Annotated in this window: 19 protein-coding genes and 2 pseudogenes; 5 read left to right on the forward strand and 16 right to left on the reverse strand. The window is 41.2% G+C overall.

Translation table 11 applies throughout. The features are described from left to right. Nucleotides 1–86 precede the first annotated feature (86 nt). The 12 genes and pseudogenes from P4S60_RS12800 to P4S60_RS12855 all read right to left on the reverse strand — a co-directional run bounded on the left by P4S60_RS12800 (nt 87) and on the right by P4S60_RS12855 (nt 11,186). A pseudogene (locus P4S60_RS12800) lies at nt 87–1,063 on the reverse strand (transposase). 182 nt (nt 1,064–1,245) lie between these two features. Further along, the gene (gene nqrM, locus P4S60_RS12805; RefSeq protein WP_036966498.1) at nt 1,246–1,458 is read right to left on the reverse strand and encodes a (Na+)-NQR maturation NqrM; all 213 of its coding nucleotides are present in this window, start codon (nt 1,456–1,458) and stop codon (nt 1,246–1,248) included. Nucleotides 1,459–1,536: 78 nt separating this feature from the next. Next, complete coding sequence (locus P4S60_RS12810) at nt 1,537–2,568, reverse strand: FAD:protein FMN transferase (protein WP_337116183.1); 1,032 nt, start codon at nt 2,566–2,568, stop codon at nt 1,537–1,539. Between the two features lie 112 nt (nt 2,569–2,680). Beyond that, nucleotides 2,681–3,907 carry an NADH:ubiquinone reductase (Na(+)-transporting) subunit F gene (nqrF, locus tag P4S60_RS12815; protein WP_105175303.1) on the reverse strand — a complete coding sequence of 409 codons (1,227 nt, stop codon included), beginning with the start codon at nt 3,905–3,907 and terminating at the stop codon, nt 2,681–2,683. A 19-nt stretch (nt 3,908–3,926) separates the two neighbouring features. After that, nucleotides 3,927–4,535: an NADH:ubiquinone reductase (Na(+)-transporting) subunit E gene (gene nqrE / locus P4S60_RS12820; protein WP_016708692.1), complete on the reverse strand. Its 609-nt coding sequence runs from the start codon at nt 4,533–4,535 to the stop codon at nt 3,927–3,929. Between the two features lie 10 nt (nt 4,536–4,545). Next, on the reverse strand, nt 4,546–5,178 hold the full coding sequence (locus P4S60_RS12825) for an NADH:ubiquinone reductase (Na(+)-transporting) subunit D (protein ID WP_063706298.1): 633 nt from the start codon (nt 5,176–5,178) through the stop codon (nt 4,546–4,548). After that, nucleotides 5,178–5,930 carry a Na(+)-translocating NADH-quinone reductase subunit C gene (locus tag P4S60_RS12830; RefSeq protein WP_063706297.1) on the reverse strand — a complete coding sequence of 251 codons (753 nt, stop codon included), beginning with the start codon at nt 5,928–5,930 and terminating at the stop codon, nt 5,178–5,180. The genes P4S60_RS12825 and P4S60_RS12830 overlap by 1 nt, the downstream gene beginning before the upstream one ends. After that, nucleotides 5,923–7,125, reverse strand: a complete 1,203-nt coding sequence (locus P4S60_RS12835) for an NADH:ubiquinone reductase (Na(+)-transporting) subunit B (RefSeq protein ID WP_337116184.1) — start codon at nt 7,123–7,125, stop codon at nt 5,923–5,925. The genes P4S60_RS12830 and P4S60_RS12835 overlap by 8 nt, the downstream gene beginning before the upstream one ends. A 4-nt stretch (nt 7,126–7,129) precedes the next feature. After that, nucleotides 7,130–8,473 carry a Na(+)-translocating NADH-quinone reductase subunit A gene (locus P4S60_RS12840; protein WP_063707181.1) on the reverse strand — a complete coding sequence of 448 codons (1,344 nt, stop codon included), beginning with the start codon at nt 8,471–8,473 and terminating at the stop codon, nt 7,130–7,132. 347 nt (nt 8,474–8,820) lie between these two features. Further along, complete coding sequence (gene fabV / locus P4S60_RS12845; RefSeq protein WP_337116185.1) at nt 8,821–10,014, reverse strand: enoyl-ACP reductase FabV; 1,194 nt, start codon at nt 10,012–10,014, stop codon at nt 8,821–8,823. A 199-nt stretch (nt 10,015–10,213) separates the two neighbouring features. Continuing rightward, nucleotides 10,214–10,525 carry a BolA family protein gene (locus P4S60_RS12850; RefSeq protein WP_337116187.1) on the reverse strand — a complete coding sequence of 104 codons (312 nt, stop codon included), beginning with the start codon at nt 10,523–10,525 and terminating at the stop codon, nt 10,214–10,216. A 73-nt stretch (nt 10,526–10,598) separates the two neighbouring features. After that, the gene (locus P4S60_RS12855; protein ID WP_337116188.1) at nt 10,599–11,186 is read right to left on the reverse strand and encodes an alpha-ketoglutarate-dependent dioxygenase AlkB family protein; all 588 of its coding nucleotides are present in this window, start codon (nt 11,184–11,186) and stop codon (nt 10,599–10,601) included. 41 nt (nt 11,187–11,227) lie between these two features. Between P4S60_RS12855 and P4S60_RS12860 the strand changes: the two genes are divergently transcribed. The 4 genes and pseudogenes from P4S60_RS12860 (at nt 11,228) to P4S60_RS12875 (ending at nt 14,961) form a co-directional block, all read left to right on the forward strand. Then, a complete protein-coding gene (locus P4S60_RS12860; protein ID WP_337116863.1) occupies nt 11,228–12,361 on the forward strand; it encodes a methyltransferase in 1,134 nt (377 codons plus the stop codon). A gap of 13 nt (nt 12,362–12,374) precedes the next feature. After that, entirely contained in the window at nt 12,375–12,926 is a 552-nt protein-coding gene (locus P4S60_RS12865; RefSeq protein WP_188731297.1) for a YajG family lipoprotein, read from the forward strand. Between the two features lie 2 nt (nt 12,927–12,928). Further along, nucleotides 12,929–13,545 (forward strand): annotated as a pseudogene (locus tag P4S60_RS12870) (peptidylprolyl isomerase). 36 nt (nt 13,546–13,581) lie between these two features. Then, the gene (locus P4S60_RS12875; RefSeq protein WP_337116189.1) at nt 13,582–14,961 is read left to right on the forward strand and encodes an AmpG family muropeptide MFS transporter; all 1,380 of its coding nucleotides are present in this window, start codon (nt 13,582–13,584) and stop codon (nt 14,959–14,961) included. A gap of 118 nt (nt 14,962–15,079) precedes the next feature. On the opposite strand, the gene P4S60_RS12880 is transcribed toward P4S60_RS12875, so the two are convergent. The 4 genes from P4S60_RS12880 to erpA all read right to left on the reverse strand — a co-directional run bounded on the left by P4S60_RS12880 (nt 15,080) and on the right by erpA (nt 20,454). Then, nucleotides 15,080–15,319: a helix-turn-helix domain-containing protein gene (locus P4S60_RS12880; protein WP_054562310.1), complete on the reverse strand. Its 240-nt coding sequence runs from the start codon at nt 15,317–15,319 to the stop codon at nt 15,080–15,082. Nucleotides 15,320–15,843: 524 nt separating this feature from the next. Continuing rightward, complete coding sequence (locus P4S60_RS12885; RefSeq protein ID WP_337116190.1) at nt 15,844–18,918, reverse strand: efflux RND transporter permease subunit; 3,075 nt, start codon at nt 18,916–18,918, stop codon at nt 15,844–15,846. Between the two features lie 2 nt (nt 18,919–18,920). Beyond that, on the reverse strand, nt 18,921–19,934 hold the full coding sequence (locus tag P4S60_RS12890) for an efflux RND transporter periplasmic adaptor subunit (protein ID WP_337116192.1): 1,014 nt from the start codon (nt 19,932–19,934) through the stop codon (nt 18,921–18,923). Nucleotides 19,935–20,115: 181 nt separating this feature from the next. Then, nucleotides 20,116–20,454, reverse strand: coding sequence for an iron-sulfur cluster insertion protein ErpA (erpA, locus tag P4S60_RS12895; protein ID WP_036966451.1), 339 nt, complete (start codon nt 20,452–20,454; stop codon nt 20,116–20,118). 180 nt (nt 20,455–20,634) lie between these two features. Between erpA and P4S60_RS12900 the strand changes: the two genes are divergently transcribed. Continuing rightward, on the forward strand, nt 20,635–22,515 hold the full coding sequence (locus P4S60_RS12900) for an MHYT domain-containing protein (RefSeq protein WP_337116193.1): 1,881 nt from the start codon (nt 20,635–20,637) through the stop codon (nt 22,513–22,515). The last annotated feature ends 33 nt before the right edge of the window (nt 22,516–22,548 follow it).

The raw sequence follows: 22,548 nt of genomic DNA on the forward strand, positions 1-22,548 counted from the left end.
AAGATAAAAGGTATAGCTATCTGTGAATTGAAAGTACAAGAGTGCAGCAATAATTTACAAAAATTAAAAGAGATTTATTTTAAAACTTAGCAAGCAAGTAATAACTTACAGCTTGTTAGGTTACTTCGTCGCTTACGAGCAGTTTTACTGCAATAACGTTCAATAGCCCCCATTCGACCTGCAGCTCCATGAAATAAATTTTCAAACTGTGTTGTGAGCGTTAACCATTTTCCGGTTCGAAATTCAGCCTTTCAAGAATAGGAGGTAAATGATGCTCTATATATCCGGGCTTATCCGAACAAATACAACGCCCAGTTTGCTCTACTAGTAACACGTATGACTTTAACTCAAAAGGTATTCCCTTTGATTTATCCTTACTCACTCCACCAACAAAACGAGCTAGTAACTTAGATTGTTTTGAATCCTTTACGCTCAGGCATCGCTTTTTAAAACTTGTATAGTTAGATTGTTCAGGCGTGCTCGCGACCTTTGCACGAACAGGGTTTAAATCAACATAGTCCATACATGCTAATAGAGCAGGCTCATCAAGGAGTGCTTGGCTTTTAAAGCGCCCTTCCCAAAAGTGACCCGTACACTCGTCTTCTTTATTTGCCCGTCTGGCTATATATTCATTAAGCATTCGCATGAACCAACTAATACTCGAAAGGCGCGCTCTGTATTCTGCAACCTCTTTATTTAAGAAGACTTGTTGGCCGTCACTTAAAGGCTGACCATGAAGAAATTTTTGACCTAAAGGTGTTGCTTTACTGAGCTTAAACCAACGCAAGAGAATGGCCTTATCAGATAACCTATTTGCTTTTTTATCATCAACATAAAGCACAACATGAGTATGGTTACTCATCACCGCATAAGCGCACACATCAATACAAAATACTTTTGCAAGAAGAAGTAGGCGCTCTTCAACCCACCCTCGACGGTGTTCATATGATTTACCTGTGAGTGCGTCTTCTCCACAAAGATAAGCGCGTCTAACGCAACGGGAAACACAATGGTAATACTTTGTGTTCGATAAACAGATTTGCCGCTTCCTTGCTAAAGCCATCGTCCACTCCTTGAACTGATAATTTGAAATACATTAGCTGTAACTAAAGTGTAGACAAAATCTGTTTTGCCGCAAGAATAAGTTAATAGATAAAAGTGACTGTCCATATAAAGTATAATTAACAGTGACTGTCCTTGTAAATTTTAGGTATTAAAAAAGCGCCTTTGGGCGCTTTTTTATGGTTAAAGAATTTGATTCTCTTTCCAGGCTTGTTCTTTTGCCATGCGCTTTTTACGCTTGTCACATGGGTCGTCACAGTCGCAGGCTTTGTCAATTCCAACAGCGCCTAAGCCACCACAACTACTGGCCATAGATTTCTTTTGCACAATCATGCCGACAGCCATCGCTGCCACAATTAAAATAAGTAGACCAAATGTTAGAAGAAAAAGTGACATTGCTTTGCCCCTATCGTCAGCAATTAAATCAAGCCCAATGTATTGGGCTGCATGTATTATAAACTGCTTCTTGCCCTGCTACAAATAAGGTTTAAATGCAGGGCTTGAATAAGTTACTAAGCCATTGTCTGACTTACCAATTAAATACACAGGCAAATCGTGCTCTTCTGCGTATTTCTGCGCACGCTCCATGCCCATCACAGTTAGTGCGGTAGCTAAACCATCGGCTGTCATTGCTGATGGGCTTAATACGGTTACAGATACTAAATCATGACGACTCGGCATGCCTGTCATAGGGTCAATTAAGTGGCTATAGGTAACACCATCCATTTCGTAAAAAATTCGGTAATCGCCCGATGTCGCAATACCATTGGTACCTGGTTCAATTACTTTATGTACTTTACGAACGCCTGGCTCAGCATCTGGCTGTTCAATTGCAATTTTCCACGTGATGTTGTCAGGCTTAATACCCGATACACGTAACTCACCACCAATCTCAACCATATAATTAGTGAAACCATTGCTTTCAATCACTTCTGCTACTTTGTCAATGCCGTAACCTTTTGCTGTAGCAGAAAACGAAAGCTCTAGACCATCAATTGTTTTCATCAGGCCCGCATCTGTAAGTTCAAGCTTATCAACGCCAATTTTAGCAACCATTGCAGCCAACTCTTCATCCGTTGGGCGCTTAGTTGGTTTTTTATCTGGGCCAAAGCCCCACAAGTCAATTAGTGGCCCCATAGTGACATCTAACGTTTTTGTTGATTCACCAAGGCGGATTGATTCAGCTACCACATTTCTAAAATCAGCACTAATTGGCATCACCTGCCCTGCTGGTAGTTGATTAAACTGGTTAATTTCTGAATCTGGAATGTAAGTCGACATTGATTGGTTTACATCTTTAAGCACTTGCTTAATTTCAGGATGTAAATCAATACCTGCAAGTTGCGAAGGCTCTGCATACACCTTTATATGATAGGTAGTCCCCATTGTCTTACCTTCAAAATAAAGCTCTTCGGCCTTATCAGCTTGACTGCAGCCAGCCATGAGTAAAGTCATAGTTAGTAGGAAAAAGGCCATCAAGCCTTGGCGATAAAACACTCTATTCATAGCATTCACCTTTTGGATACCACGCAATTAGGTATAGAAATAAAAAAGCCTCGTAACACTGAGTGCTACGAGGCCTGTATTCTAACCAAAACTTATTGTTTTGTGTATGGTGTTAGCCACCGAAGTCATCTAATAAGATGTTTTCGTCTTCTACACCAAGATCTTTTAGCATGTTGATAACAGCCGCGTTCATCATTGGAGGACCACACATGTAGAACTCACAATCTTCAGGCGCTTCATGATCTTTCAAGTAGTTTTCATAAAGTACGTTATGGATGAAGCCTGTGTAACCTTCCCAGTTATCTTCTGGTTGTGGATCAGACAGTGCTGTGTGCCATACGAAGTTATCGTTTTCTGCAGCTAAGCCATCAAAATCTTCTACGTAGAACATTTCACGCTTAGAACGTGCACCATACCAGAAACTCATCTTACGCTTAGATTTTAAACGCTTAAGTTGGTCAAAGATATGTGAACGCATTGGTGCCATACCTGCACCACCACCTACGAATACCATTTCCGCATCAGTGTCTTTCGCGAAGAATTCACCGAATGGACCAGAAATAGTCACTTTATCACCTGCTTTAAGTGACCAAATGTACGAAGACATTTTACCACATGGCAGGCTTAGGTCTCTTGGCGGCGGCGTAGCGATACGCACGTTAAGCATGATGATGCCTTCTTCTTCTGGGTAGTTAGCCATAGAGTATGCACGAATTGTTTCGTCATCTACTTTAGACTCCAGATTGAAGAAACCGAAGTGGTTCCAGTCGCCACGATACTCTTCAGGAATATCGTAATCAGCGTATTTAACGTGGTGAGCTGGTGCTTCAATTTGAATATAACCACCTGCACGGAACGGAACTGATTCGCCATCAGGGATACCAAGCTTAAGTTCTTTGATGAACGTTGCTTTGTTATCGTTAGAGATAACAGTACATTCCCACTTCTTAACACCGAAAATTGACTCTTCAAGTTCAATTTCCATGTCGTTTTTAACATTTACCTGACACGCTAAACGACAGCCTTCACGAGCTTCACCTTTAGAGATGTGATCAAGTTCTGTTGGTAAGATATCACCGCCACCTGAATGAATGTGTACACGACACTGACCACAAGAGCCACCGCCACCACACGCAGATGAAACGAAGATACCTGAATCAGCTAGTGCACCTAAAAGCTTGCTACCTGCTGATGTTGTAATAGCTTTTTCTGGGTCGCCATTAATACCGATGGTGATATCGCCGCTTGCTACTAATTTAGATTTAGCACCAATGATAACTAAAACTAAAATAACAACGATAGCGATGAAAACACCAACACCTAAGAAAATCTCATTCATGATTTATCCTCGCTACCTATTAAAGTGAAATACCAGAGAATGACATAAAGCCAAGACCCATAAGACCAACAGTGATGAAAGTAATACCTAAACCACGTAAGCCATCAGGAACGTCTGAGTACTTCATTTTTTCACGGATACCAGCAAGTAAAGTAATTGCTAGTGCCCAGCCCACACCTGAACCGATACCATAAACAACAGACTCGCCGAAGTTATAGTTACGTTCAACCATGAAAGATACCGCACCGAAGATCGCACAGTTAACTGTGATCAGTGGTAAGAAGATACCTAACGCGTTGTAAAGTGCAGGGAAGAACTTATCTAATGCCATTTCAAGAATTTGTACAAGTGCTGCAATAACACCGATGAAAGTCAAGAAACGTAAGAAGCTAAGGTCTGCCTCTGGGTAGCCAAGCCACTCTAATGCACCTGGTGCAAGAACAGCGTGATAAACCAAGTTATTTACTGGTACTGAGATACCTAGTACCACGATAACTGCCACACCTAGGCCGATTGACGTAGTTACTTTCTTTGATACCGCAAGGAAAGTACACATACCTAGGAAGAAGGCTAAAGCTAAGTTTTCGATGAAAACCGCTTTTACAAATAAACTAATATAATGTTCCACTGCTCGCCCCTTACGCTTTTGCTTCTACTTGGTCTTTCTTCACGGTACGAAGTACCCAGATGAATAAACCAATAATGAAGAACGCACTCGGTGGTAAAATCAATAGACCCATTGGTTGATACCAGCCACCGTTTTGTACTAGTGGAATAATATCAACACCGAATAGTGAACCTTTACCGAATAACTCACGGATGAAACCAACAGTTAATAGAACTACTGAGTAGCCTAAACCGTTACCAATACCGTCTAAGAAAGACATTACTGGTGGTGACTTCATTGCGTATGCTTCAGCACGACCCATTACGATACAGTTTGTAATGATTAGACCAACGAATACAGAAAGTTCTTTTGCCGTAGCGTAAGAGAATGCTTGTAGTACTTGGTCAACAACGATTACTAGTGATGCGATGATCGTCATTTGCACGATGATACGTACAGATGAAGGGATCTGGTTACGAATACACGAGATAAAGAAGCTAGAAAACGCAGTTACTAGTGTCAATGCGATTGACATGATTAGTGCATTTTTTAAGCTTGATGTTACCGCTAGCGCAGAACAAATACCAAGTACTTGTAGTGCGATTGGGTTATTTGCGAATACCGGGCCAAATAGGACCGACTTCATTTCTTTAGTATCAGCCATTATTTCAACGCTCCTTCACGTACTTTCGCAAGGAATGGACCAAAGCCATGCTCGCCAGTCCAGAAGTCAACTGTGTGATCAACACCGTTTGAAGTTAATGTTGCACCAGAAAGACCATCGATTTGATGTTCGTTCTTCGCACCGCTCTTCATGATATTGATTGGTAACTCTTTACCTTGCCATTTAGCAGTCCATTGTGGATTTTGGATCTCACCACCTAGACCTGGCGTTTCGTTGTGCTTGTAGAAATTGATGTTTTTAACAGTTTCAGCATCGCTTTCAAGCGCTAGGAAACCATACATTACACCCCAAAGGCCGTAACCTTGGATAGGTAGAATGATTGCATCAATAGAACCATCTTCTTTTTTCGAGATGTATACAGGCGAGTTTTTAGTCATACGCTGAATACCAGCGATATCTTTAATACCCTCTGCTTTTAACGCGAAGCTGATGCTTTGATCGAACTTGCTTTTCTCGAAATCAAATGAGTTAGGATCAACACCTTCAACAAACTCACCTGTGTTCATGTCTACAACGCGAGCTTCGATTTTTGAGTTGAATGTATCAGATACAGAACCTGATACTGCAACACCTGCAGCCGCTAAGATATTACGTTGAATATCTTGTGTTTTGTTAGCTTGCTGTAAAGGACGAAGCTGAACTGAAGCAAACGATACGATGACTGCACACACTAAACATAGTGCAACAACAACGGATAGCGTTTTGCCGATTGATTCGTTATTACTAGACATTACGTGCCAACCTCCGCTTGATATTAGCTTGCACTACAAAGTGATCGAATAATGGTGCAAATAAGTTAGCAAATAAGATTGCTAGCATCATACCTTCTGGGAATGCCGGGTTAACAACACGGATCATTACAACCATAAAGCCGATTAACGCACCATAAGCGAACTTACCTTTGTCAGTGAATGATGCAGATACTGGGTCTGTTGCCATGAAGAACATACCAAATGCAAAACCACCAAGCACTAAGTGCCAGTGCCAAGGCATAGCAAATACTGCGTTAGTTTCAGAACCAACTGTATTTAGTAAGAATGCCGTTGCAACCATACCTAGGAATACACCTAGTACGATACGCCAAGAAGCGATACGCACATAAATTAGGAATAAACCACCGATTAATAGTGCTAGTGTTGACGTTTCACCTACAGAACCTTGAATGAAACCGTAGAACGCATTCCACCATAGTTCCATGTTGTTGTAATCAAGTGAACCAACCACTGCTTGACCAAGCATAGTCGCACCAGAGAATGAATCTACTGCAGTCCATACTGTGTCACCTGAAATTTGCGCTGGGTATGCGAAGAATAAGAACGCACGACCGGCAAGAGCAGGGTTAAGGAAGTTACGACCTGTACCACCAAAGATTTCTTTAGCAATTACAACACCAAACGTAATACCTAGTGCAACTTGCCATAAAGGAATCGTTGCAGGCAGGATTAGTGCGAATAATACAGATGTTACGAAGAAACCTTCATTTACTTCGTGCTTACGCACTGAAGCAAATAGTACTTCCCAGAAACCACCTACAGCAAACGTTACTGCATAGATAGGTAGGAAGAAGCAGGCACCGTAAAACATTTTCGCGCCCCAACCAGAGTCAGCAGTTAGTTCACCACCGAATAATTGGAACAGACCAACTTGCCATGTGTTTGCTAGTTCAAAACCTTGTGCTAAAGCACCTGCGGCCTGATGACCGATGTTGAACATACCAAAGAACATTGCAGGGAACGTCGCCATCCACACTAAAATCATCATACGTTTTAGGTCGATGTTATCGCGAACGTGTGTTTTGCCTTTATTTACGTAACCAGGCGTATAGAAAATAGTCGTCGCGGCTTCGTAAAGCGCATACCATTTTTCGTGTTTACCACCTGGTTCAAAATGCGGCTCAATATCTTCTAGAAATTTCTTTAAACCCATCTCTCTAGCCTTCCTTCTCGATCGTAGTCAAGCAATCGCGTAGGATTGAACCGTACTCGTATTTACCAGGACAAACGAAGGTACATAATGCTAAATCTTCTTCGTCAAGCTCTAGCGCACCTAACGCAATTGCACCATCAAGATCACGTGCGATTAAATCACGTAATAATAGTGTAGGTAGGATGTCTAAAGGCATAACACGCTCATAGCTACCAATTGGAACCATGGCACGCTTCGAACCACCTGTTGAAGTCGTCATATTAAATAGACGGCTAGGAGTAAGGTGAGATAAGAAGGTACGTGTTACTGAGAACTTGTTAGCACCTGGTGCAATCCAACCGAATAGCTCTTTTTCGCGACCTTCAAGTAATACAGATACTTGAACATGGTAACGACCTAAGAACGCGTGTGGACCTTGAGAAATAGCGCCTGATAATACAGAACCAGAAATTACACGGTTATCACCGTCTTCTAATTCGCCAGCAACTAAATCATCTAAAGATGCACCTAGCTGAGTTTTCACTAAGCGTGGGTTTTTAACACGAGGACCTGCAAGAGAAACTACACGGTCTGTGAAGATTTCACCTGTTAGGAATAAATTACCAAACGCAATTACGTCTTGGTAACCTAAGTGCCAAACCTGCTTGCTTGCAGAAACTGGGTCTAAGTTATGAATGTGTGTACCAACAAGACCTGCCGGATGCTTGCCACCAAACTCATGTACTTCTACTTGAGGGATTGATGAGCTAGGCACTTGGCTACCTGCTTGTTTACAAACAAATACTTTGCCGTCAGTTAAACGAGATACCACAGCTAAACCAGCTTCAAATGCTTGAGTGTTCTCAGCAATGATTACTGCAGGATCTGCAGCTAGCGGGTTAGTGTCGATAGCCGTCACAAAGATAGAGCTAGGATTTGCATCCAAAGCAGCTACTCTGCTAAATGGGCGAGCACGTAGTGCTGTCCATTGACCTGACTGAACTAGTACTTCTTTCACTTTTTCACGGTCTAAGCTCGAAAGCTCGTCGGCCTTGAAAGAGTCAAAGGTGATTTGCTCACTGCCATTAACTTCAATAACAACAGATTGCAGCACACGTTTAGCACCACGATTGATTTCTTTAACTACCCCAGAAGCTGGTGCAGTAAATAAGACGCCTGGGTTCTTTTTGTCTTCAAAAAGTACCTGGCCTTTTTTGACTTGGTCATCCACGCGAACATGCATGGTTGGACGCATACCAATATATTCTTCACCTAGCACAGCTACACGTTTGACGGCAGAACCATCATGAATAACTTGCTGAGGTGCGCCCTCTATCGGTAAATCCAGACCTTTTTTTATGTTGATCATACGCACTTGCATTACATTAACGGAAAGAAACTGAAAAATCGTACCAACCACGTCGCTATTTGATATGCTCAAGTCACATTCTAAGTATCAAAGAACAGCTTGTTGAACACCCCAAACAAGCAACGCGGTAAACTCCTCACATATATTACCCGAATTTTAACATCAATCAGGGTGACTATGCGAGAGCAAATATTAAATTTATACGACAGATGTGGTTATTTAGACTGCAAAAACCATTTGAATAAAATTCAATATAGACCAAAGTGCTATTGATGCAGATTTATTTTCATCCAGAAACAAAAAAGTCGCTTAAAAAAGCGACTTTTCAAAATCAGTTTGTTTAGCGATTAATCGATTAGCTGTGAAATCGCAACATCAGGATTCACATCTTGCTCGTAATCAACACTGTCGATACCAAAACCGAATAAACGTAAAAACTCAGTGTGGTAACCCACGTAATCCGTTAATTCGTCAATCGTATCTGTATCTACTGTATCCCAAACATGTTGTACACGAGCTTGAACATCATCTTCTAACTCTTTGTAGTTTTGGAATAAGTGACCACCTTCGTCAAAACGTGGTGTCTCGCCGTAAAGGTTTTCAGTAAATAACGCATGAATTTGCTCAATGGTACCTTCGTATGTACCGTCTGCTTTCATTACTTTGAATAAAGCAGAGATATATAAAGGCATAATTGGAATTGCCGAGCTTGCTTGTGTCACAACCGCATTTAATGAAGAAACATACGCTTCGCCATTTAAGTCTTTTGTAGACTCTTTGATTGCTTGAGTTGCACGGTCAAGGTCTTCTTTCGCTTTACCAATTGTCGCATGACCGTAAATTGGCCATGTTAATTCTTTACCGATATAGGTGTAAGCCGTTGTTTTGAAGTTATCAGCTAGTACATCCGCATCTTTTAATGCGTCAATCCACATTTCCCAATCTTCACCGCCCATTACTTTAATTGTATTGTCGATGTCTTCTTGGCTTGCAGCTTCAACGGTCACTTCATCAATCACGCGCTTTGAAGTATTTAAGTTCTTCGTGGTGATATCAGAGCCAATTGGCTTAAGCGTAGATGAGTAAGTTTCGCCTGTATTTGGATCAGTACGACGTGGAGACGCAAGGCTGTAGATAACTAAATCAATTTTACCTAAATCAGCTTTGATAGTATCAATTGCTTTTTGCTTGATTTCCTTAGAAAACGCATCGCCATTGATATTTTTAGACCATAAACCAGCTTCTTCAGCCGCTGCTTGGAAAGCCGCAGTATTGTACCAACCTGCAGAACCCGTTTTGCGTTCGCTACCTTCTTTTTCAAAGAAAATACCTAACGTTTTAGCACCGCCACCAAATGCAGCCGTAATACGTGATGCTAGGCCGTAACCTGTAGACGCACCAATCACTAATACATTCTTAGGTGCATTGCTCAGTGGTCCTTGCGCTTTCACATAATTAATTTGTTCTTGTACGTGCTCAGCACACCCTACTGGATGCGCGTTAGTGCAGATAAATCCACGAATTTTAGGCTTAATGACCATTGATCATCCTATATCTATCACAATAAAAATTAGCGCTAGTTTAAAGGCTAATAGTTAAAATACAGGTCTGATCAGTAAAACTTTTCAGACCCACTTAAATCTTTCGAGCTTAAAACCCCAAGTGACAAGCCTTTTAGAGTGACTGTCCTTCTAACTTTGAGTGACTGTCCTTCTAACTTTGGGTGACTGTCCCGCTAAGTTAGTCGAACTTTGAACCACCTAAGCATTTTGGTGATTCAGGTGCCTGTCCATGTTGTTCACTGAACTCTTCTGGCGTAAATGTGTGAATCGCTAATGCATGAATGTGGTTTGCTAATTCATCTTTTAATAGCTCATTAATTTGACGATGACGGGCAAGCAAACGTTTACCTGCAAATTCTTCACTCACAACCACCACTTTGAAATGCGATTCGGTTCCACGACTATGCATATGGCTTTCATTGACAACATTGAGGTGTTTACATTCGATACCCGCGACGAGCTTTTGCTCAATTTGTTGTTGCATTGACATCTGTCATAGACCTTTAATAAGAAAATAATTGCCAGCTACTATATCAAGGGCATGGCTCATTTTGCCAATGATTTTATATGATTGAACGAAAGGTAAGATTAATTCGAGGATGTTTAAGTCTTTGCTGCTTTGGCAAACTATGCTGGTAATCACGCTGGCTAAAACCATTCATGATTAAACAGCTGCCACTTTGCAGCACAATGCTATGTTGTTCATTATTATGTTTGTGTTTTATTTTAAAAACGCGTTCAGCACCAAGTGAAACTGAAGCGATAGTTGGTTGCTCACCAAGTTCTTTCTCATCGTCACTATGCCAGCCCATACAATCATGACCATCTCGATACAAATTAACTAAAAGCGCATTAAATGGTATCTGCAAAGCCCTTGATAAGCGTATACGCATGGCATCAAGCACCTCAGGCCAAGGCTCAACGATTAACTGTGAACCCGAGTAACCATAATTTACGTCCTGATCAGCAATAAAGCATTGCAAACGCGGGATCACATGGCTTTTTCCATATACCTTTATACTTGGTTGCTGCCAATTAAGATGCTGCTGAAGATAGTAAAATAACTCGAGGCTTTTTTGTGCGCTCAATGCATTAGCTTGGTAAGAAAACCCATCAGGCAAATGATTAGGGTTGGCGTTTGGCTGTTGCATGTTAGAATTTACCTATACATTAATACTTTCGTAAAATCATGATGACCACCCAAGCACAGCTCGGTGATAACACCTATACACTAGAACGCTTTCCGTTAGATCAAAAAAATCGCAGTCTTCAAGCGTGGGACTCAGGCGATGAGTACCTTGTCGATTACGTACAAGAGCACTATCCAAACGCAAATTCAATTCTAATACTCAATGATAGCTTTGGCGCCCTAGCCTGTGCCTTTAACACATTAACAGTTTATTCAGTTAATGACTCGTATATTGCTCATCAAGCTACCCGTTATAATTTACAAGCCAATGAGTTATCGACAGATTTTTTAACGCAACTGGACTCATTAGCAGCATTACCTAATCAGGTTGATTTAGTGATATTAAAAGTGCCACGCAATTTAGGCTACTTGCAGCATCAACTTGCTGCAATCAGCGCTGCTTTACCTGCGGACATCGATGTCATTGCAGGGGGTAAAACGAAAGATATCCATAACTCAACAATTAAGGCTTTTAGTCAGTATATTGGGGAAACATCAACGAGTTTAGCCGTAAAAAAATCTCGATTAATCATTAGCAAAACAAGTAACCTTGATAAAAAAGCCCCTTTCCCAGTTAACTGGCCGCTTGAAGGCAGTGAGTTTGAAATTCAAAATCATGCCAATGTATTTTCTCGAGACTCATTAGACATTGGCGCGCGTTTTTTCTTTAACTATTTGCCACAAACAAGTAAAGCTCGAAGCATCATTGATTTAGGCTGTGGTAATGGTGTTGTTGGCTTGATGACTCTAAAACGTTGCCCTAAAGCCCATGTAACCTTCGTTGATGAATCGTATATGGCCGTTGAATCAGCCAAATTAAACATCACACACAATTTACCAGAGCAATTAGACCAGTGTGAGTTTGTCCAAAACGATTGCTTAACCGATTTTCAACCTAACAGTGCTGACCTTGTTTTATGTAACCCGCCTTTCCACCAAGCGCAAGCGGTCACCGACCATATAGCTTGGCAAATGTTCAAACAGGCGAAACACACATTAAAGCACGGTGGTGAATTAAGAATTATTGGTAATCGTCATCTAGACTATCATGAAAAGTTAAAACGCATGTTCGGCAATTGTAAGCTATTAGGGTCTAACAAAAAATTTGTCGTATTGAGTGCAACAAAGAATAATTAATGGAGCTAACTAAATGAAAAAACTACTACCTTTATGTGCGGTACTTGCGCTTGCAGCGTGTAGCAACCAACCAAATCAATTAATATTGAATCCGGTTTATCAAGGCGGGAAAATTTCAAATCTTAGTACCAGCGTAAGTACTAGCGTAATTGATTTACGTGGCGACAATGTAACTCTGAAAATCATTGAATCAGATAAAACTAAAACGCTTGCCAGCCCTGGAATTACTGACTCTGTGAAAAGTGCCTTAGACAGTGCGTTAAGCCGTAATGGTGCAAATATATCTAACCTTGCCACAACGCGATTTGAATTAGATATTCACCAGTTGCAAGCTGTGGTTACTGAAAAAATGATGACACATACAAGTGATGCAAAGATTGAGTTAGGCTTAAGAGTGATCAGAAACTCAAGCACTTTCAGCAAAGTATACCGTGGTAATGCCAACCTTGAAGGGCCACTTAGTCATGACCGTGCAAAAATAGAAGGTCAACTGAATAAGTTGACTGAGCAAATAATTACCCGCATTGTATCTGACCCAGAATTAATCGCCTATTTAGAAGGTTAACTATGAAGCGTATTTTTTTACTCAGTTTTATTTTGCTTTTTGCTCACAGTTCATTCGCGGCGACAGAGGGTAAATTCATTCAAAAAGATAACATGTTTCCTCGCGTAGAAATTGTCACAACCCTTGGCAGTATTGTGGTCGAAATGGATCGTTCACGCGCACCTATTACAGTAAATAACTTTTTAACTTACGTTGCTGATGGTAGCTATCAAGGTAGTGTTTTTCACCGTGTTGAACGTGATGAAGACAACGAGCGTGACTTTGTTATTCAAGGCGGTGGTTACGATAAAGACTATGATGGTCTACATGAAAACGACCCGATTTTTAATGAAAGTGGTAACGGTTTAAAAAATGATATGTATAGCATCGCTATGGCATACCAAGACCGCAAACCACACTCGGGTACACGTCAGTTTTTTTCAACATGGACGACAACGACCATCTTAACCCTGGTCGAGATTGGGGTTTTGCTGTATTCGGTATGGTAATGGATGGCTACGAGACATTAGACAAAATAATGCGTGTAGAAACTGCATTCAACGAAAAAATTGGTTACAGCTTCGTACCCAAAGATCCTGTTGTTATCTTAAACGTAAAAGTGCTTGACGCTAATAAATAATAAATAGGGGCGCATGCCCCTAAAACTGGCAACACTATGACAAAAACCCTTTCTATTTCAGAGTATTTCTCGTACTTCAAAGATAAACGTTTAATCAATATATTCATCTTTGGTATCAGCAGCGGCTTTCCTTGGGTATTGATTGGCTCTGTTATGTCGGCCTGGCTAAAAGATGAAGGGCTAAGCCGCAGCATGATAGGGTTATTTGGCATCGTGTTTGGCGCGTATAGCATTAACTTTTTATGGTCACCGCTTGTTGACCGTGTAAAGTTACCTGTTTTGTTTAACTGGCTTGGCCAGCGCCGTAGCTGGATTTTACTTTGTCAGTCAGTTGTTTTTATTGGCACCTTTTCACTTGCAGGGCTCGATATTAAAGCTAACCTCTGGTTTGCTGCCGCGCTGTGTTTAGTTATTGCAATCGCTTCTGCAACTCAAGATATTGCTATTGATGCATTTCGTATTGATACTTTGGCCGAAAATGAAAGCCATAAAGCCACCGCGGCGGCTGCAATGGCCACCTCCGGTTGGTGGAGCGGCTACGCCCTATTGGGTGCCCTGCCATTTTATATGGCTGACATTCCTTCCATTGATTGGCCGCAAGTTTACTTTTTCTTATCTGTAGTGATGCTGCTATTAATGAGCAGCGTATTTTGGGCAAAAGAGCCCGAATCAAATCGCGATGCTGTACAAGCAGAGCTTGAGCAAACCTATCAACAAAAGCTGGCTGGTAGTACGCAGACTCGCTTTGCTAAAGTTATTGCTTGGCTTGCTGTGACCGTTTTTGACCCTTTCAGAACCTTCTTTGCCCGCAATGGCGTAAAAACAGCATTAGCTTTATTAGCCTTTATTTTCTTATTTAAAATCGGTGAAGCGTTTTTAGGGCGAATGTCTATCGTGTTTTATAAAGAAGTGGGCTTTTCAAATAGCGACATTGCGACCTTCTCCAAAGTGGGTACTGCAGTACTCACCATTGCTTTTACTTTTCTAGGAAGCTTATTCAATCAACGCTATGGTATTGTTAAAGGCTTATTTATTAGTGGTATTGCGATGGCAGCCTCAAACTTAGCCTTTGCTTGGATTGCGATTGCAGGTCCTAAACTAAGCTTGTACGCGTTTGCTATTATCGTTGATGGTTTTACTCAAGCTTGGTCACTGGTTGCCATGGTGGCGTTTATATCAATGCTATGCGACAGAGCATTTAGTGCAACCCACTATGCGCTACTTGCTTCATTAGGTAATTTAGGTAGGACGTTACTTTCAAGCTACAGCGGCGTCGTTATTGATGACTGGTTGGGGGGAAACTGGGCGATGTTCTTTTTACTAACTGCATTGATGGTGATCCCATCACTGGTATTTTTATTCTTAATTCGCCATAAGCTTTATGCGTTAGAAAACAACTATCATCAAAACAATTAACAAATTTGATACGTATGTGATTAAAGTGAGGAAAATGCAAGGGAGGGACTTTAAATAGCGCTTCCTTGCACTATTTGTATTACTTTAAAAGCGGCGTTTCGCTTTTAGTAATGAATAATTAAGCGTCTTTAAGTAAGTTAAGACCTTCGTATGGGTCAACTTCTAAAGCATCGCAATAACGCATGAATTCAATTACATCTAAACGACGTTCTTGGTTTTCAATTTTACCAATGAAAGAATGCGGTGTACCTAAAACCTGTGCAAGGCTACGCATTGTGTGACCTTTTTCATGACGCTTAGTTTTAAGCCATTTCGTTAATTTCGAGTTTTCTTCAGAAGAAACTGTTTTACCCATCATAAAATACATCTCCTACTAGATGATTCAAGTTAATAATTTAAGAGTGAAATTTGCCCGTCTCACTCTTGGACACATTATATACTAATAATTTTCAGTTTGAATGATTAATTATACAAATGTCCATCTTTTAGGTATGGACCGTTTTAGTATACAAGTCTAAGTGTAGCTAAAATTAAAGCATGTGCTCTATAGTTAACTGGTTAACTGTACCAAAAAATTGATCAATTGGAAGTCTAACAAGATGAAAGTATCACTTTAAAATCTGCATATTTATGCTTAAAGTGTATGTAAATACTGAAAAAGGTTAGGAAATGTTTCGTATATTATTTTTGTTGCCAATTGTACTGTGTGTCGCATGGTACCTATTTTTAAAACAGAATCGTGTACCAATTAAGCAAGGAAAGAAGGGGTTTGTGTATATTTTAATCGCCTCTGCGTTAGTTTTAGGCTTCTTTTTACTGATGATTAAAGTGACCCAACACTAGGGTCACTCATTTTTAATTAATCAGTAACGAATTTACCGATTACCGACGACGGTCTCGCAGCATTAACAAACAAGGCGTAAGTACCAGTGTTAATACGGTGGCAAATGTTAAACCGCCCGCAACGGCTGTTGCCAATTGCACCCACCACTGAGTAGATGGCGCACCAAAATCAATATGACGGTTAAATAAGTCAATATTCACTTGCAGTACCATCGGCATTAATCCCAAAATGGTGGTCACAGTCGTTAACAGTACTGGCCTTAAACGCTGAGCACCAGTTCGTAAAATCGCATCTTTTGCTGCCAGACCTTGGTTACGTAAAACATTATAAGTATCAATCAGTACTATATTGTTATTAACCACAATACCGGCAAGCGAGATAACCCCAATGCCCGACATCACGATACCAAACGGTTGCTGTAATACGATTAAGCCTAAGAACACACCCACAGTTGAAAACAGCACGGCACTTAAAATCAAAAATGCCTGATAGAAGCTATTAAATTGTGTCACCAAAATGATACCCATCACAAACAGAGCAACCACAAAAGCCTGTTCAAGGAAGGCTTCTGATTCATCTTGATCTTCGGTTTCACCGCGCACTTTAATTTTCACGCGCGGGTCTAACCCTTGCTCTTCTAACTGCGCTTGTAAGCGCGGCAACGCTTTGGCAAGTTGTTCACCCGGCTTCATGTCTGCATTAACGGTTACAACGCGCTGAGAATCAACACGGCGGATAGTATCCACTTTAGGAGCTGCTTGGCGCTCAACAAAATGACTAATTGGCACTTGTCCGTGCATGGTTTTTACACGTAACGTTTCAAGACGCCCTAAATCTCGCTTGTCATGAGGAAAGCGTACGCGAATATCAATCTCGTCATCAACATCATCGGGGCGGTATTCCCCTAGTTTTAAACCATTAGTAATAAGCTGAACATTGGCCCCTAGCATACTGGCATCCGCACCAAAACGAGCCGCATCCGAACGATTCAATTTAAGTTGCCACTCAATACCGGGTTTGGAAGCACTGTCATCAACATTTCGAAACGCGCCATCATTCTCTATGGCTTGCCTTACTCGTTTTGCTTCACTATTAAGCACATCAACAAACCGAGAGCTCAGCTCAATACTTAGCGCTTTGCCACCACCTGGGCCGTTTTCGTCTTTACGAAGTTCAATTTCTACACCTGCATAACTTGCCGTGATTTCGTTAACTTGGCTGATAATATCTTCTGCAGGTGGACGTTCATCCCAATCTTTTAGATTCATTCTAAACGTGCCGACCTGATCTTTACCGCCAGTTCGAGCATACAAGGTTTTAATACCTTCCACTTTTAAGATGCGTGACTCGATGTCTTTCATGATCACGTCTTTTTCAAAAATAGATAAGTCACTGTAAGATCGTACTTTGATATTTACGCCATTTGGCTCAACATCAGGAAAGAACTCAACGCCTAACTTAGAAACAGCAAATGCAAAGAACACCAAAATAGAAAACACGATTGCAGCAGCAAGGCTCCACCAAGGACGCTCTGTTGCATAATCAAGCACTCGAATATAACGCCCAAGCATCCCTTTAATTTGCGTTAAATCGCCGGATTCTGCTAACTCTAAATCCTGTTTTTGCTGTTCAGAGAGCGGCCGTGATTTTCCTATTAATCCACCAATCGTTGGCACAAAAACCAGTGCCATAAGTAATGACGCAGACAAGGTTGCAATAAGCGTAATCGGCAAGTATTTCATAAACTCGCCCATCATTCCCGGCCAAAATATTAGCGGTGCAAAGGCCGCTAATGTCGTTGCCGTAGAAGCGATAATTGGCCACGCCATACGCTCAGCAGCCAGTTTATAAGCAGCCTTGCGCGGTTTGCCTTCACTCATTGCTCTATCAGCAAACTCACTAACAACAATTGCGCCATCCACCAGCATACCGACAGCCATGATGAGTGCAAAAAGCACTACAATATTCACCGTTAAACCAAACACAGAGATCACTAAAATCCCGGTTAAGAATGAGCCCGGAATGGCAATCCCCACTAAGAAGGCGGTGCGTGCGCCAAGTACCGCCACAATAACGATGACCACCAACAATACAGCAGACAGAACATTATTTTGCAGATCAGAGAGCATCATTTTCACGTCTTTTGACATGTCGCCGGTGTAATCAACTCGTATATGGTCAGGCCAAATTTTCTTAGCCTCATTCACCACTTTTTTAACTTGATCGACCGTATCAATAATATTTTCGCCAGCACGTTTTTTTACTTCCAGCGAAACCGCGTGACGGCCATTAATACGTGCGATTGAGGTTGGGTCTTTATATGCTCGACGAATTTTTGCTACGTCCATAAAACGCACCACTCTATCGCCAACAACTTTTACAGGTTGTTCCATCACATCCTGAATCGTCTCAAATACCGACGGGATTTTTACAGCAAAGCGGCCTTTACCAGTATCAAGTGTACCGGCAGCAACTAAGCGGTTGTTATTTGATAGCAGTTGAATGATGTCATTCGGTTCTAGACCATAAGAAATCATCGCCAGTGGATCGACCTCAATTTCGACCATATCCTCGCGGTCACCACCTACATCAACTTCTAATACGCTAGAAATGCTCTCTAGTTCATCTTTAAGATTACGAGCAAGAGTTAGTAAACCTCGCTCTGGCGCATCACCTGATAAGGTTAATGTAATTGTTGGCTGCTGATCTTCCATCAAGATTTCATGAACTTCAGGCTCTTCTGATTCAGAAGGCAGTTTTGCCTTAGCTAAGCTCACTTTATCTCTTACATCTGCTAAGGCTTCTTTGGGGTCCATACCCGCGATAAATTCAAGGGTCACAGAGGCATGCCCTTCACTTGCCACCGCTGACATTTCTTTTACGCCTTCAATCGAGCGCAGTTCAATTTCCATCGGCCTAACTAACAGTCGCTCAGCATCTTCAGGGGAAATACCGTCATGAATAATCGACACATAAATAAAAGGAATAGTGACATCGGGATTCGCTTCTTTAGGGATGGTTTGATATGTCACCCACCCCGAGATCAGCAACAAGATGAAAATAGATAAAACTGTACGCGTGTGAGTCAACGACGCTTCGATTAAGTTTTTCATACTTAGTTGCTCGTTGCTTCAGTAAACACTGGCTCAACTTTGTCACCGGCACGTACAAAGCCTTGACCCAGGGTAATAACATTTGCTTTCTCGCCTAAACCCCAAAGCCAAACACCCTGCTCGGTACTTTTAGCTAGATTTACCGATTTAAACTCTACAATATTGTCGTCATTCACGACTTTTACGCCGATATTACCTTGCTCATCTAGGGCCATGAAAGCCGGGCTTAATAACATGGCAGGCTCAGTTGGCAATTCAATATTAAGCTGAGTAGAAAAACCCGCTTTGTATTTCATTCCCGGGTTTTCAAACGCCGCTTCGATGCGAAATGTATTGGTGCTGTCATCAGCAACAGAGGCAATATAACGAATTCGACCCGGATAGGTTTTGTCATTTAACACATGAGCAAAGGTAGCTTGTCCAACTTCTAAGCCTTGCACTTCTTTTTGAGTCGCATCGGCTCTGACAATTAACGGGTCTAAATCAGCGAGCTGTAAAATAGGGTCGCCTATGCCAACATAATCACCAATTTCGACTAAACGTTTGTTGATAACGCCATCAAAAGCAGCACGCACCTCTGTGCGCTCTAGTTTTAATTCAAGGCTAACAAAGGTTGCTTTTGCTTGTTGCAACATTGCTTGTGCTTGCATGGTCAATACTTTGTTTTGTAAACCTTGCTGATTAAGTTTAAGCGCGCCTTCGTATTCAGTTTGGTACTGTGCCACTAAGGCTTCTGCTGATGTGATTTGAGCGGCTAAATCAGATTTATCGAGGCGTAAAATAACCTGTTCTTGTTTAACAAACTGACCTTCTTCAACCAATATTTCGAGTACTTGCCCTGCTTGCCTAGCGCTGATATTCGCAATTTTGTCAGGCTCTGATTTACCATAAAATGTCAGGTTTTTATTAATATTCTTAGCAACCAACGGCATCACTTGAACTTTAGGTAATCGCTCTTGGGCATGCTCATCACTTTGCAGTGCTTTTTGATCTGCTTTGCTATCCCCAGATAGCATCCACAGTACAATCACCAAAACAATGGCAATGGCTAAAATATAAGGTTTTTTTCGATTGTTTTAATTATATTTGGCAACGCAAAATTCCTTCTGATAATGCGTAAAATTTAGCAAAGGCGGGATGTTATGGGAAGTTAAAGCAATAAAAAAGCCACATTAAGTGGCTTTCATAAATAATTCATTAAACGCTGAAGCTGGCTCCGCAACCACAGGTTGTTGTTGCATTCGGGTTATTAACAAAAAAGCGTGCGCCTTCGAGCCCTTCAGTATAGTCAACGGTACCATCGACCAAGTACTGAATACTCATAGGGTCAACAACGAGCGTTACACCATTTTTAACAATTTCTAAATCGCCAGGGTTAGCTTTTTCATCAAAAGTAAAACCATATTGGAAACCTGAGCAACCACCACCTGTTACATAAACACGTAGTTTAAGATCTGGATTCTCTTCTTCTTCGATTAACTGTTTAACTCGAACAGCTGCTGCATCGCTGAACTTGATTGGTAACTCATCTGACATACCAAAACCCTCAAAACCTATAATGGTTGCAATTATCTAATACCCGAGTGTTTTAATCAAGTATCGACAACGAGTCAACTCAATTATAAACAAGCGAACTGGATAACCCATTTGCCTTGGACTAAAGTTAATTTGTACTACATTTAGACTGGCGTGATTTTGCACTGAGGGAAGATAATTGTGTTAGAGCATTTCAAGCTGCATTTTATAACTGATCAATTAAGCAGTGCGCAGGTCATTCCGGCTGAATACGATTTACTCCTTGTGTTTGCTTCTATTCTTACAGCCGTATTTGCTTCGTATATTTCTTTTTTATTATCAGCTCGCATCAAACACTCGTATCTAAAAAATGAAAGTCAGATCTGGACCATCATGGCGTCGTGTTTTTTAGGTATAGGTATTTGGGGTATGCATTTTGTTGGCATGCTTGCCTACAACTTACCCATCCCGATTGAATACAACATTAGCATTACCTTGATATCAATTTTGCCAAGTGTCTTTGCCAGTTACATCGTGCTATCACCAGCACTACAAACCGACAAAGGGCTACTTTTTAGAAGTGTGCTAATGGGCGCTGGCATTGGCTCGATGCACTTTGTTGGCATGATGGCGATGGTTATGCCTGCCAATATGGCTTATGAGCCTTGGTTATTCTCTTTATCGATTTTAGTAGCGGTTGTGTTGTCAGGCCTTGCATTAAAAATTAACGAACTAAGACTTACCAAAGGGGTTCATCAAACACGAATGAATCTGGTTGTTGCCTTGGTGATGGGCAGTGCAATTTCAGGAATGCATTACATCGGCATGATTTCGATGTCGGTTTTTGAAACTGAATACACCACCTATGTTACAACTCACGACTACTCGACGTTAGCACAACTTATTATCATTATACTGGTGGCATTAAGCCTGTTTGTGTTGGGTGTTGTTGAGCTCAGAGCAAGGAGCTTATTATCAGCGAAATTAAAAGCTGTACTTAATACCGTACAAGATGTGGTTATTAGCTTTAATAATGAAGGAAAAATTGAATTTGCAAACCCCGCTGCAATCCATGTATTTGGTTATCAGCCGCATGATTTAATAGGCAAGCATATTCGTACCCTGATCCCTGAAAAATCGTTAGAACTGGATGAGATTCTTCGAGACTCACAGCTTAGCAAAAGGACGGCAGGAAAAAGTAGCAGTCGGCTATTGAAAGGACAGCGAGCGAATAAAAAACGATTTCCTATTACGTTAACCATCAGCTCTATTGGTAAAAAAGAGTCAGGACCTTATGTGGCGACAATAAAAGATTTGTCTGATATTCGAAACCAAGAGGCCTTTACGCAAACCATTTTCGATAATTTACCCATCATGTTGTTTGTTAAAGATGCTGAGCATTTAACATTTAGCCATGTCAACAAAGCAGGCGAACAATTACTTGGCAAAAATAAAGACCAACTTATTGGGCTCAATGACTTTGATATTTTCAGTAATGAGCAAGCAGTGAGCTTCGTGCAAACTGACCGCGATGTATTGAAAAGTGATGAGACCCTTACTATAGAGGAAAAGCCAGTTACTATTGATGGCAATACCCATTACTTAAGAACACGAAAACTCACCATTAAAGACAGTAATGGTAAAGCGCAATATTTATTGGACGTTTCTGAAGATGTCACAGAACTAAAACAAGCTAAAACCGAGCTTGAAAACTTACACCAACGCATGGCCATGGCCGCTGATGCGGCCCATATTGGTATTTGGGAGTGGAACTTTGAAACCAATGAACTGATTTGGGATGACTGGATGCACACCTTATTTGAAATCCCAAAATCAGAATTTAAAGGGGACTATTCAGCTTGGGCAAATAGCTTGCATCCAGATGAATATGAAGACGTGACAAACAAGCTAAAACTCGCAATTTTAAATGGCGAAGAGTTTCACGCAGAGTTTCAGATTGTTCTGCCCTCTGGCAAAACACGTTATATCAATGCAGATGGACGAATATACGGCAATAGTATGATTGGCGTTAATTTCGATATCACGAAACGTGTTATGGCAGAGAAAAAATTAGGCAATTAGCGCAAACAGATCACCTAACAGGTTTAGCGAATC

Origin of the sequence: Pseudoalteromonas sp. Hal040 (assembly GCF_037162425.1) — a bacterium.
GTDB lineage: Bacteria > Pseudomonadota > Gammaproteobacteria > Enterobacterales > Alteromonadaceae > Pseudoalteromonas > Pseudoalteromonas gelatinilytica.